This window comes from Saccharothrix sabaoui (assembly GCF_051756985.1).
In the GTDB taxonomy this organism is placed as follows: Bacteria; Actinomycetota; Actinomycetes; order Mycobacteriales; family Pseudonocardiaceae; genus Actinosynnema.
The window spans coordinates 1-13768 of the sequence record NZ_JBPKJK010000072.1 but is presented as its reverse complement, the minus strand read 5'-3'; the positions used below and the strand labels follow the sequence as shown (position 1 = coordinate 13768).

Annotated in this window: 3 protein-coding genes and 1 pseudogene; 1 reads left to right on the top strand and 3 read right to left on the bottom strand. The window is 75.7% G+C overall.

The features are described from left to right. Positions 1-6: 6 nt before the first annotated feature. The 3 genes and pseudogenes from ACR807_RS22480 to ACR807_RS22470 all read right to left on the bottom strand — a co-directional run. Positions 7-10152, bottom strand: a pseudogene (locus ACR807_RS22480) (SDR family NAD(P)-dependent oxidoreductase); the annotation flags it as partial. A gap of 197 nt (positions 10153-10349) precedes the next feature. Further along, a complete protein-coding gene (locus tag ACR807_RS22475) occupies positions 10350-11636 on the bottom strand; it encodes a PucR family transcriptional regulator (RefSeq protein WP_438923354.1) in 1287 nt (428 codons plus the stop codon). Positions 11637-11644: 8 nt separating this feature from the next. Next, a complete protein-coding gene (locus tag ACR807_RS22470) occupies positions 11645-13213 on the bottom strand; it encodes an aminotransferase class III-fold pyridoxal phosphate-dependent enzyme (protein ID WP_438923353.1) in 1569 nt (522 codons plus the stop codon). Positions 13214-13390: 177 nt separating this feature from the next. On the opposite strand from ACR807_RS22470, the gene ACR807_RS22465 reads away from it, so the two are divergent. Continuing rightward, a partial coding sequence (locus tag ACR807_RS22465; protein ID WP_438923352.1) for a YybH family protein occupies positions 13391-13768 on the top strand: 378 nt, incomplete at its 3' end.

Genomic DNA, 13768 nt, shown 5'->3' with positions numbered 1-13768 from the left:
ATCGCCTCACTCCTTCCCGGTGGCGTCGACGAGGCGGAACAGCTCGTCATCGCTCGCACTGTCCAAATCGGGTTCGTCCGCCGCCGCGTCGACCTCGCGCCAGCGCTGGAGGACCTGCTCCAACCGCTCGGTGACCCGGCCCCGGGCGTCGGCGTCCAGCGCCACGTCCGCCAGCAGCACGTCCACCTCGTCGATCTTCGACCGGACCACGTCCGCGACCTCCGGGGCGAGCTGCGCGCGCAGGTGCTTCGCCAGCGCGGCGGGCGTGGGGTGGTCGAACACCAGGCTCGCGGGCAGCCGCAGGCCGGTGCCGGCCGCGAGCAGGTTGCGCAGCTCGACGGCGGTCAACGAGTCGAAGCCCAGGTCCAGGAAGGCCTGGTCCCGGTCGATCGCCGCGGGGTCGCGGTGGCCCAGCACCCGGGAGATCCCGGTGCGCACCACCTCCAGCAGCAGTTGGTCCTGCTCCCGCTCGCCCAGCCCGCGCACGCGGTCGGCCAGGTCGGCCACCGGTTCGGCGGCGGCCCGGCGCGGCGCGGTGGGGACCAGCCCGCGCAGCAGGGCGGGCACCTCCCCGGAGCGCGACGCGGCCCGGTCCACCGGGGCCAGGACGACCACCGGGTCCGGACCGGCCAGCGCCAGGTCGAACAGCGCGGCGCCCTCCGGGTCGGTGATGGGCAGCAGCCCGCCCCGGCGCAGCCGGTCGCGGTCGCCGCCCGACAGCCGGTCCGCCATGCCGCCGCCCGACCACGGCCCCCACACCAGCGACCGGGCGGGCAGCCCGAGGCGCGCGCGGTGGGTGGCCAGCGCGTCGAGCGCCGCGTTCGCCGCGGCGTAGTTGGCCTGGCCGGGGCCGCCCAGCAGACCCGCCACGGAGGAGAACAGCACGAACGCCTCGACCGGCCCGGCCAGCTCGTGCAGGTGCCAGGCCGCGTCCACCTTGGCCCGCAGCACGTTGTCGAACCGCTCCTCGGTGAGCGCGGTCAGCACGCCGTCGTCGAGCACCCCGGCCGCGTGCACCACGGCCGTGACCGGGTGCTCGCCCAGCAGGTCGGCCACGGCCGCGCGGTCGGACACGTCGCAGGCGACCGCCGTGACCTCGGCACCCCGGTCGGTCAGCTCCCCGACCAGCTCGGCGGGCACGCCGCGCCGACCGACCAGGACCAGTCGCCGCACGCCGTGGGCGAGCACCAGGTGCCGCGCGATCACCGAGCCGAGCGCGCCGCCCGCCCCGGTGACCAGCACCCGGCTGCCCGGCGTCCACGGGGAGCCGTCCGCCGCGACCGGCACGGCGGTCAGCCGGGGCGTGCTCGCCCGGCCCGCCCGCACGGCGACCTGCGGCTCCCCGGTGGCGGCGAGCGCGGCCAGGTCGGGTTCGGCGCCCGGTTCGGCGTCGACGAGCACGATCCGGCCGGGGTGCTCGGCCTGCGCGGACCGCACCAGCCCCCAGACCGCGGCACCGGCCGGGTCCGGTGTCTCCCGGTCGTCCACCGCCACCGCCGAGGTGGTGCGCACCACGATCGTCCCCTCGGAGCGGGTCAGCTCGTCCCGCAGCCCGAGCAGCACGGCGTTCAGCGCCTGCCGGATGTCCGAGAGGGGTTCGGCGGCCGGTTCCGGCAGCTCGACCACCCGGACGTCGGTCCGCCCGGCGTCCCGGTCCGCCAGGGGGTGCCAGGCGAGCACGTGCACCGCGTGGCCGGTCCGGGGCCGGGTGGCCAACTGGTCCGCGCTGACGGGCCGGGTGGTCAACCGGTCGACGGTCAGCACGGGCAGCCCGGCGGCGTCCACCGCGTGCAGGGTCAGCGAGTCCTCGCCGTGCCTGGTCAGCCGAACCCGCAGCAGCCGCGCGCCGGTGGCGTGCAGGTGGACGCCGGTCCAGCCGAACGGCAGGCGCAACCGGCCGTCGGCGTGCGCCGCCGGGTGCAGCGCCGCGTCCAGCAGGGCCGGGTGCAGGCCGTAGCCGTCCTGGTCCAGGGCCACCTCGGCGTACAGGTCCGCCCCGTGCCGCCAGGCGGCGCGCAGCCCCCGGAAGGTGGGCCCGTAGTCCAGGCCGCGGTCGGCCAGGTCCTCGTACAGCTCGGCCACCCCGACCGGCGTCGCACCGGCGGGCGGCCACTGGCCGATCGGCGTCGGCGTCGGGACCGGCGCGTCCACCAGGGTCGCGGTGGCGTGCGGGACCCAGTCCGCGTGCGGGTCGTCCGGCCGGGAGTGCACCCGGACCCGCGTCCGGTCGTCCGCCGAGGACACCGTCAGCTGCACCTGGCGCGGTCCGTCCAGCTCCAACGGGGTCTCGACGAGCAGTTCCTCGATGGTGGTCGCGCCGGTCCGCGCCGCCGCGTGCAGGGTCAGCTCCACCAGCGCCGCGCCGGGCAGGACCACCCGGCCGAGGACGCGGTGCTCGGCGAGCCAGCCCGGCTCGTCCGGCGTCAACCGCCCGGTGAACACCAGCGCGCCGTCCTCCGCCAGCGGCACGGCCGCGCCCAGCAGCGGGTGGTCGGCGGACTGCTGGCCGACCGCGGCCGGGACGCCGGTGACCGGCGGGCTGTCCAGCCAGTAGCGCTCGTGCTGGAACGGGTAGGTCGGCAGGTCCGCGACCCTGGCCCCGGCGAACACCGCGGCCCAGTCCGGTTCGTGCCCCGCCGAGCGCAGCGCGCCGAGCGCGGTCGTCGCGCTGCGCTCCTCGTCCTGCCCGGCGCGCAGCGCGTGCGCCACGACGCGGTCGTCCAGCACCCGCTGGGCCTGCGCCGCCAGCACGCCGTCCGGCCCCAGCTCCAGGTAGGTCGACACGGACCGGCCGTCCACCGCCGTCAGCGCGGTGTGGAAGCGGACCGGGTCGGTGACGTGCCGGAGCCAGTACCCAGGGTCGGCCATGTCGCCGTCGACCGGCTGCCCGGTCACCGTGGACAGGATCGGGATGGCCGGTTCGCCGAAGGACAGCTCACCGAGCACCTCGCGGAACCTGTCCAGCACCGGCGTCATCAGCGGCGAGTGGAACGCGTGGCTCACCCGCAGCGCCTTGGTCCGACGTCCCTGGGCGGTGAACCGGGCCGCCACCGCCTCGACGGCCTCCCGGTTCCCGGACACCACCACCGCGTCCGGGCCGTTGACGGCCGCGAGGCCCACCTCGTCGTCCAGCAGGGGCAACACTTCATCCTCGGTGGCCTGCACGGCGATCATCGCGCCACCCTCCGGCAGGGCCGCCATCAACCTGCCCCGTACCGCCACCAACCGCGCCGCGTCCTTGAGGGAGAAGACCCCGGCGACGTGCGCCGCCGCGATCTCCCCCACCGAATGACCCACCAACCAGTCCGGCTTGATCCCCCACGACTCGTAGAGCCGGAACAACGCCGTCTGCACCACGAACAACCCGGCCTGCGCGTAATCCGTGCGGTCCAACAACTCCGGGTGCTCGGCCAGCACGGTGCGCACGGGCAGCGGTACCCAGTCCGCCAGTTCGGCGTCCACGGCGTCCAGCGCCGCGTCCCACGCTTCGGCGAACGCCGGATATGCCGCGTAGAGCCCCTGCCCCATCCCGACCCGCTGACCACCCTGACCCGAGAACAGGTAGGCCAGACCACCGGGGCGCGCGGTCACACTCTCACCGCTCTCGGCGAACTCCTCCAGCCCCGCCAGCAACTCCTCCCGATCCGCACCGACCACAGCGGCCCGCAACGGGAACGCCGTGCGCGTCGTGGCCAGGGAGAAACCGACATCCACCGGCGGCACGTCCGGGCGCTCACGCAGGAACGCGGCGATCCGCTCCGCCTGCGCCCGCAACGCCGGCACCGTCCGCGCGGACAGCACCAACGGCACGGTCGCGGTCGGTGGGGTGGTCCGCTCCTCGGCCGCCTCCTCCGCCTGCTCCACGATCACGTGGGCGTTGGTGCCGCTGATCCCGAACGACGACACCCCCGCCCGACGAGGACGACCCACCTCCGGCCACGGCCGCGCCTCCGACAACAACCGCACCGCACCCGACTCCCAATCCACCTCCGAACTCGGCCGATCCACGTGCAACGTCCTCGGCAACACACCGTGCCGCATCGCCTGCACCACCTTGATCACACCCGCCACACCCGCAGCGGCCTGCGTATGACCGAAATTCGACTTCACCGACCCCAACCACAACGGACCACCGGAACGCCGCCCATAAGTCGCCAACAACGCCTGCGCCTCAATCGGATCACCCAACGTCGTACCCGTCCCGTGACCCTCCACCACGTCCACATCGGACGGACCGAGCCCGGCGGCGGCCAACGCCGCCCGGATCACCCGCTCCTGCGACGGACCGTTCGGCGCGGTCATCCCGTTGCTCGCACCGTCCTGGTTCACCGCGCTGCCCCGGATCACCGCCAGTACCCGACGCCCGTTGCGCCGCGCGTCGGACAGCCGCTCCAGCAGGAGCAGCCCGACGCCCTCGGACAGGCCGGTGCCGTCGGCGGCGTCGGCGAACGACTTGGAGCGCCCGTCCGCCGCCAGGTTGCCCTGCCTGCCGAACTCCGCGAACGTCTCCGGGGTGGCCATCACCGTGACGCCGCCGGCCAGCGCGAGGGAGCACTCCCCGCTCCGCAGCGCCTGCGCCGCCAGGTGCATCGCCACCAACGACGACGAGCACGCGGTGTCGATGCTCATCGCCGGTCCCTCCAGGCCGAGCACGTAGGACAGGCGGCCGGACAGCACGCCGCCCGCGTTGGCCGCGCCGAGCACGTCCTCGTAGCCGCCGGCGGTACCGGTGAACCGGGCGCTGTAGTCCCGGTACATGGAGCCGGCGAACACGCCGGTGGCGGTGCCGCGCAGGGACGCCGGGTCGATGCCCGCGCGTTCCACGGCCTCCCACGCGGTCTCCAGCAGCAGCCGCTGCTGCGGGTCGATGGCCACGGCCTCGCGGGGCGAGATGCCGAAGAACGCGGGGTCGAAGTCGGCCGCGCCGGCGAGGAAGCCGCCGCGCCCGGTGGGGACGGTGTCCAGGGTCGGCCAGTTCCGGTCCGCCGGGAACGCCGACAGCCCTTCCCGCCCGGCCGCGAGCAGCTCCCACAGCTGCTCGGGGTCGTGCACGTCGCCGGGGAACCGGCAGGCCATGCCGATGATGGCGACGGGTTCGTCGGCGGCGGACCCGGCGGTGGGCCCGGCGGTCGGCGCGGTCGGCGCGGCTGGCGCGACGCCCAGGGTGGCGAGCAGGAACCCGGCCAGCGCCGCGGGGGTGGGGTGGTCGAACACCAGCGTGGCGGGCAGTCGTGCGTCGATCGCCCTGGACAGCCGGTTGCGCAGCTCGACCGAGGTCAGCGAGTCGAACCCGAGGTCGCGGAACGCCTGGTCGGCGGGCACGGCGGCCGGGTCGGCGTGGCCGAGGATGTTCGCCACGTGGCCGCGCACCACGTCGAGCAGCGCGGCGTGCCGCCGCGGTTCGGTGAGCGCGCGCAGCCGGTCGGCCAGGTCGGTGGCGTCGCCGGGGACGGCCCGGCGACGGGCGGGCGGCACGAGGCCCCGCAGCAGCACCGGCACCTCCTCGGCGGTGCGCAGCGCGGCCAGGTCCAGCGGCGTGACGGCCAGCACCGGCCGGTCGGCGGCCACGGCGGCGTCGAAGGCCGCCAGGCCGGCCCCGGTGTCGAGCGCGGCGAGGCCGTCGCGGGCCAGCCGGGCGTGGTCGGTGCCGTCGAGGTGGCCGGTCATCCCGCTGGCCTGCGCCCACAGCCCCCAGGCGAGCGAGGTCGCGGGCAGCCCGAGGTCGCGGCGGTGGCGGGCCAGGGCGTCGAGCGCCGTGTTGGCCGCCGCGTAGTTGGCCTGGCCGGCGCTGCCGATCAGGCCGGCCAGCGAGGAGTAGAGCACGAAGGCGTCCAGGTCGCCGGTCAGGTCGTGCAGGTGCCAGGCGGCGTCCACCTTGGCCCGCAGCACCCGGTCGACCTGCTCGTGGGTCAGCTCGGTGAAGGTCGCGTCGTCGAGCACCCCGGCGGTGTGGACCACGGCGGTCGGCGGCCGGTCGAGGTCGGCCAGCAGCGCCCGCACGGCCTCGCGGTCCGCCACGTCGCAGGCCGCCACGCGCACCGCCGCGCCCAGCCCGGTCAGCTCGTCGGCCAGTTCCCGGGCGCCAGGGGCGTCCGGGCCGCGCCGGCCGGCCAGCACCAGGTGCCGGACGCCGTGCTCGCGGACCAGGTGCCGGGCCAGGGCCGCGCCGAGCACGCCGGTGCCCCCGGTGATCAGCACGACGCCGTCCGGCCGCCACCCGGCAGCGGGGGCGGCGGGTGCGGTGAGCCGGGCCAGTCGGGGCACCAGCGCGGTGGCCGCGTCGGCGTCCCGGACGGCGAGCTGCGGCTCCCCGGTCGCGGCCACCCGCGCGAGGTCGGTCCCGGTGGGCGCGTCCACCAGCACGATCCGCCCGGGGTTCTCCGACTGGGCGGAGCGGAGCAGCCCCCAGACCGCGGCGGCGGCCGGGTCCACCCGGTCCCCCGGTGCGGCGGCCACCGCGTGCCGCGTGGTCACCACGAGGGTGGAGTCGGCGAACCGGTCCTCGGCGAGGAACCGCCGGACCGCGTCGAGGGCCTGCCCGACGACCTGCCGCACGGCCGTCGCGGGGTCGGCGTCGGCGGCGGGCGCGTCCCAGCGGACCAGCGGGCCGGGCCGGTCGTCGTCCAGCGCGGACACGACGGCCGCGGTGCTCCCCGGCACGGCCACCGGCCGCCAGGTCTCCTCCAGCAGCAGGTCGCCGCCGGGCACGCGGGTGGTGAACGGCTCGGCGGGCCGGGTGGTGAGCGAGTCCGCGGTGAACACCGGCTGCCCCGCCGGGTCGGTGGCGCGCACCGCGACCGCGCCCTCCCCGGCCGGGGTGAGCCGGACCCTCAGCCGGGTCGCCCCGACCGCGTGCAGCCGCACGCCGTGCCAGCTGAACGGCAACCGGACGCCGTCGGTGAAGTCCTCGTGCGCGAACAGGTGCAGCGCGGCGTCGAGCAGCGCCGGGTGGATGCCGAAGCCCTCGTCCGGCTCGGCGGGCAGCTCCACCTCCGCGCACAGCTCGTCGCCGAGGCGCCAGGCGGCGGTGAGGCCCTGGAAGGCGGGCCCGTACCGCAGGCCGCGACCGGCCAGCTCGGCGTAGGCGCCGGTGACGTCCACGGGCCGCGCGTCGGCCGGTGGCCACTGGTCGGTGTCGGCGGGTTCCGGGCGCTGCCCGCCGCTCAGCACGCCGACGGCGTGCAGCACCCACGGCTCGTCCTCGGCGCGGGAGTGGACGGTCACCGTCGCCCGGCCGTCCCCGTCGCGGTGCGCGTCGACCTGGAGCCGGCGCGGCTCGGTCAGGTCCAGGGGCGCTTCGACGACCAGCTCGTCCACGGTCGGCAGGCCGAGGTGGTCCCCGGCGTGCACGGCCAGTTCGACGAGGGCCGCGCCCGGCAGGACGACGGTGTCGCCCACCGCGTGGTCGGCGAGCCACGGGTGGGTCGCCAGGCCGACCCGACCGGTCAGCAGCACGCCGTCGCCGGTCGCCGCGGGGAGCGCGGCGGTGAGCAGCGGGTGGCCGGTGGCGTCGAGGCCCAGGCCGGCGGGGTCGCCGCCGGCCTGGTCGGTGTCGAGCCAGAACCGGCGGCGCTGGAACGCGTAGCCGGGCAGCGGCACGCGGGCGGCGTCCGGCCCGAGCACGGCGGTCCAGTCGACGGCCACGCCCCGGCTGTGCGCCCGGCCGACGGCGGTGAGCCACTGGCGCTGGTCGCCGTGGTCGCGGCGCAGGGTGCCCAGCGCGGCCACCGGGGCGTCCGCCAGGGTGTCCTCGATGGCGGCCACCAGCACCGGGTGCGTGCTCACCTCGATGAACACGGCCGACCTGAGGTCGTCCACGACGGCTCGCGCGGTGTCGGCGAACAGCACGGGCCGCCGCAGGTTGCGGTACCAGTACCCGGCGTCCAGCCCGGCGGTGTCGACCGGTCCGCCGGTGACCGTGGAGTAGAACGGGACCCCGGCGGACACCGGCGCGACGCCGGACAGCCCGGTGTGCAGCGGGTCGGCGATCCGCTCGACCTGCGCGCTGTGCGAGGCGTAGTCCACGGGCAGCAACCGGTGCCGGACGCCGTCGCGCTCGCACCGGGCGGCCACCTCGGCGAGCACGTCGGGCGCGCCGGCCACGACCACGGAGGCGGGTCCGTTGACCACCGCGACGTCGGCGCCCGCGGCCAGTTCGGCGGCCCGCTCGGCGGACACCGCCAGGGACAGCATGCCGCCCAGGCCGCTGAGCTCGCGGGCGATCAGGCCGCTGCGCAGCGCCACGACCCGCGCCCCGTCTGCGACGGTCAGCGCACCGGCCACCACCGCCGCCGCGATCTCGCCCTGCGAATGACCCACCACCGCCGACGGCTCCACACCCACCGAACGCCACAACGCCGCCAACGCCACCATCACCGCGAACGACACCGGCTGCACCACATCCACCCGGTCCAACCCCGGCGCACCCGGCACACACCGCACCACATCCACCACAGACCAACCCACGAAGGACGACAACGCCGCATCACACTCGACCAACGCGTCCCGGAACACCGGCAACCCCAACAACCCCGCCGCCATCCCCACCCACTGCGCCCCCTGACCCGGGAACACGAACACCACGCGACCGGGCCGGACCCGGTGCACGTCGGCGCGCCCGTCGGCCACGGCGGCCAGCTCGGCCGGCAGGGTGTCCCGGTCGCCGGCCACCGCGGCCCGGTGGTCGAACCGGTCCCGGCCGGTGACCAGCGAGAAGGCCACGTCCGCCGGGTGCGGGTCCGGGAACCGGGCGACGTGCTCGGCCAGCCTCGCGGCCTGCGCCCGCACCGCCTCCTCGCTGTGCCCGGACAGCACCCACGGCACGACGGCCGGCAGGTCGCGGGGCCCGGCCGGCTCGGGCTCCGGGGCCTGCTCCAGGATGACGTGCGCGTTGGTGCCGCTGATGCCGAACGACGACACCCCGGCCCGACGCGGCCGACCGACCTCCGGCCACGGCCTCGACTCGGTCAGCAGCTCCACGCCGCCCGCCGACCAGTCCACCTCGGGCGTCGGCTCGTCCACGTGGATGGTCCTGGGCAGGACGCCGTGGCGCATCGCCTGCACCACCTTGATCACGCCGCCGACGCCGGCCGCCGCCTGCGTGTGGCCGATGTTCGACTTCACCGACCCCAACCACAGCGGGCGGTCGGCGGGCCGACCGCGACCGTAGGTCGCCAACAACGCCTGCGCCTCGATCGGATCACCCAACGGCGTACCCGTACCGTGCGCCTCCACCACGTCCACATCGGACACCGACAACCCCGCCGACGCCAACGCACCCAGGATCACCCGCTGCTGCGACGGCCCGTTGGGGGCGCTGAGCTGGCTGCTCTTGCCGTCCTGGTTGACCGCGCTGCCCCGGATGAGGGCCAGCACCGGGTAGCCGAGCCGCCGCGCGTCGGACAGCCGGGCGAGGACGAGCGTGCCGACGCCCTCCGACCAGCTCGTGCCGTCGGCGGCCTTGGCGAAGGACTTGCACCGGCCGTCCGGCGCCAGGCCCCGCTGCCTGCTGAAGTCGATGAAGAAACCCGGGGTGGACAGCACCGCGACGCCGCCGGCGAGCGCCAGCCCGCACTCCCGGCCGCGCAGCGCCTGCACCGCCAGGTGCATCGCCACCAGCGAGGACGAGCACGCCGTGTCGACGGTGACCGCCGGTCCCTCCAGGCCGAGGGTGTAGGAGATGCGGCCGGAGGCGACGCTGAGCTGGTTGCCGGTGACCAGGTAGCCGTCGGCGGCGGCGACCGTCGGGTTCAGCAGGCTGGGGCCGTACTCCTGCGCCATGACGCCGACGAACACGCCGGTGTCGCTGCCGCGCAGCGTGCCGGGCGCGATGCCGGCGTCCTCCAGCGCCGAGTACGCGGACTCCAGCAGCAGCCGCTGCTGCGGGTCCATGGCCTGCGCCTCGCGCGGCGAGATGCCGAAGAACTCGGCGTCGAACTCGTCGGCGTCGTGCAGGAAACCGCTCTCCCGCAGGTAGGAGGTGCCCGGCCGGTCCGGGTCCGCGTCGTAGAGGGCGTCGAGGTCCCAGCCCCGGTTGGTGGGGAAGTCGGTGACCGCGTCCCGCCCTTCGGCGACCAGCTCCCAGAGGTCGTCCGGGTCGCGCACGTCGCCGGGGTAGCGGCAGCTCATGCCGACGACGGCGATGGGCTCACCGGCCGCGTCGTCCAGCTCGCGGATGCGGCTGCGCGCCTGCTTGAGCTGCACGGTGACCTTGTTGAGGTAGTCGCGCAGCTTCTCGGCTTCCGCCACGGTGGTACACCTTCCTCGTGCTCGTGCGGGCTGGGTGCTCGTGCGGCCGGGTTGCTCGTGCGGGCCGGGTGCTCGTGCGGGCCGGGCGGGGCCCGGTGCGGTCAGGCCGTCGCCGCCGTGCCGACGGGCCGGGGGTCGCCCGTGTCCAGGACCTCGGCCAGGTGCAGGGCGGCGTGCAGGTGCAGGCGGTTGTCGCCCAGCGGGCTGCCGCGCAGCCGCTCGGCCTTCTTCACCCGGTACAGCACGGTGTTCTTCGCGACGTGCAGGCGCCGGGCGGCGACCGCGGGGCTGCGGTCCTCGTCGAGGTAGCTCTTGAGCGTCGCCCGGAGCACCCGCGCGGACGGGGTGTCCGCGCCCAGCGGCCCGAGCTGCCGCGCCACGAAGGCCGCCGCCGCGGTCTCGTCGGCCGCCAGGAGCGCGACGAACTCCAGGTCGCGGTACTCGTGCACCGCGGACGCGCCGGAGCGCGCCCCGATCCGGGCGGCGGTCACGGCCTGGAGGTGCGAGGCGCGCAACCCGGCGAGCCCGGCGGCCGGCAGCCCGACCGCCGCGCGCACGTCCTCGGGCAGCGGCACGTCGGCCAGCCCCGTGCCCGTCGCCGGTTGCGCGCCCCACGCCCACAGCCCCGCGGCACCGGCCGGGATGAGCAGCGTCGCCGCGCACCCCGCGCGGCCGAGGAGGCGCAGCGCGGCCAGCTCCAGGTCGGCGTCGCGCCGGTCGGCGCGCTCGGACCACACCAGCACGGCGAGGTGCTGCCGGGTCACGTCGTAGCCGAGCCGGCGGGTGGCCCGGTCCTCGGGCACCGGTTCGCCGCGCAGCACGCCGCGCACCAGCTCGCGGCGCTGTGCGACCAGCCCGCCGCGCCACCTCTCCCGCTCCCGCAGGAACCGGGTGGACACCAGCCTGCACAGGGTCTCCACCGCGTCGAACAGCGCCTCGGACAGCTCGCACATCACCGCCACCGGCTGGTGCTCCTCGTCCAGCCGGCCGCACCTGCCCATCAGGTCCCGGGTGATCCGGGCGTGCGCCATGCGGACGAGGGCCAGCGAGCCGTCCAGCTCGAAGCCGCGCTCCACGTGGGTGCGCACCGCCGCCTCGACGCCCTCGGTGAGCGGCGCGGGCAGCCGCCGCGCCCCGCTCAGCCGCAGCGCGCACCACAGCGCGATGATCTCCAGGAACGCGTGGTCCTCCCGGGTGAGGCGGGTGTCGCCGCACTCGGCCAGCTCGCGGGTGATGGCCGTCCGCAGGCCGAGCGCGGTGGACACGGCCCAGCCGACCCCGTCCCGCCCGCAGTGGGTGGCCGCCTCCTCGATCACCTCGGAGCGGCAGGCGGTCTGGCCCGCCGCCCCGGGCGCCGCGGACAGCAGCAGCCTCGCGGTGTTCGTCATCCCACTCCCTAGAAGGCGCGTTCGGCGACGAACGCGGTGAGCCCCTGGTCGTCGCCGGCGCGCAGCAGCGCGCACAGCGCGCGCAGGCCGGCGGCCAGCCGGTCGATCTCCTCGTCGGTGACGTGCACCGAGGGCTGCAACCGCAGCGTGTTCGGCGCGCTGCCGGTGGGGAACAGCCGGACGCGGTGCTCGTGCAGCAGGTAGCCGCTGGCCAGGAAGCCGAACTGGCCCGCGGCCTGGAGCTGCGCGGCGAGGGCGGAGCCCGAGGTGGACAGGTCGCCGAACTCGACGCCCTGGAGCAGGCCGGGGCCGCGGACGTCGACGAGGATCTCGGGGTAGTCCGCCCGCACCGACCGCAACGCCCCGGCCAGCCGCGCGCCGCGCTCGCGCACCCGGCGGTAGAGCGCCCCGCCGTCGGCCTCCAGCAGCTCCAGCACGGCGGCGGCCACCGAGGTGGACAGGCCGTCCTTGGCGAAGGTCGAGCTGTGCACCATCTCGAACTCGGGCCGGTACCGGGAGGCCCGCACGAGGGTCACCGAGAGCTTGGCGAGCCCGCCGCCCAGGCTCTTGGACAGCACGTAGTAGTCGCCGAGCAGCTCCTGCTGGGCGGAGGCGAAGAAGGTGCCGCTGCGGCCCATGCCGCTCTGCACCTCGTCCACGACGACCGGGCAGCCGAACTCGGCGGCCAGCGCCTGCACCTGCTTGGCGAACTCGGTGGTGAGCGGCACGATGCCGCCCTCGCCCTGCACCGGTTCCAGCAGCAGCGCGCAGAAGACCGGGGCGTCGCGCCGCACGACCTCGACCCGCGCGCCGGTGGTCCGCAGGTCGTACGCGACGACGCGGGCGTCCTCGAACACCGCCCGCAGCGCCTCCGGGTCGTTGGCCGGGGCGAAGGTCGCCTGCGCGGCCAGCGAGGAGAACGGCAGCCGGTAGTCCCCGTTGTGGGTGAGCTGGCTGGTGCCCACCAGCTTGCCGTGGAACCCGCCGCTCAGCGCGAGGAGCCGGGGCGGGGTGGCGAGAGCGGCCTCGTTGCGCTCGCGGACCGCCGCCACCACCTCGTCGAGCCCGGTCCCGGCGGGCAGCCCCAGCGCGGAGGCGTCGACCTCCGCCGGCGCGGCGGCCAGCGCGGCGGCGACGTGCTCCTCGACCTCGGCGCGCAGCGCGCCCTCCCGCATCCGGCGGTCCAGCTCGGCGTGCTTCACCGCGACCTCGACGCCCTCGGCGCCGCTGTTGGCGAAGACCCCGAAGTACGGCTCGTCGGTGTCGAACTCCCGGTGCAGGACGCGGTTCAGCGCGTGCACGACCTCGTTCGCCCGGGGGCGCAGCGACAGCGGCGTCAGCACGGGGGCGTCACGGCGGAGCAGGTCCGTGAGGTGGGCGACCAGGACCGGGTGGTTGTGGCCCAGCAGCAGCGCCCCGTACCCGCCGAGGAAGTCCGCCACCGGCACCTCGGTCCCGTCCACCCCCTTCGCGAACAGCGTGTTGCCGGTGGCCCGCACGTATTCCACGTCCAGGCCGACTTCGCCCGTCGCCTGGTGCAGGGCGCCGTCGACCAGTTCGTTGACTTGGGACGTCATGGCCCTCTCTTTCCCCTCGGCCTGAGTTCATTCTTTCCGACCGGCTTAACTGCTCACTAATCCACCGCTAACGCCTGCGGGGCGTTAGCGGTGGATTAGCGGGCGGTTATCGCCGGAACCGGTCCGGACTTTAACCTTGCCCCAGCGGGACACATTCCCGACACAGAGGAGCGGGAAATGTTCAGAGAGGATCTGTGGATGTTCGCCGAAATCCAGAAGAAGTACACGGAAGCGTTCAACGCGGGGGACGTCGACGGGGTGCTGGCCACCTTCGTCGACGACGGGGCCACCGTGGTCGAGCCGGGCCTGGCCCTGCCCAAGAGCGGTGACCTTCGCGAGGCGCTGGCCGGGTACTTCGCCGAGTCCAAGCCGCAGGTCCACTTCGAGTTCGTGCACACCTACCTGGCCGGCGACGTGGCCCTGGCGGTCACCGAGTGGTCGCTGGACGAGCTCGGCCCGGACGGCGCCCGCCACACGCAGAGCGGGCGGGCCACCGACGTGCTGGTGCGCGACCCGGAGGGCGGGTGGAAGTTCGCCATCGACAACCGCTTCGGC

Coding starts and splice junctions, on each gene's coding strand:
- ACR807_RS22470 (WP_438923353.1), bottom strand. CDS start 13,213: ATGACGTCCCAAGTCAACGAACTGGTCGACGGCGCCCTGCACCAGGCG.
- ACR807_RS22475 (WP_438923354.1), bottom strand. CDS start 11,636: ATGACGAACACCGCGAGGCTGCTGCTGTCCGCGGCGCCCGGGGCGGCG.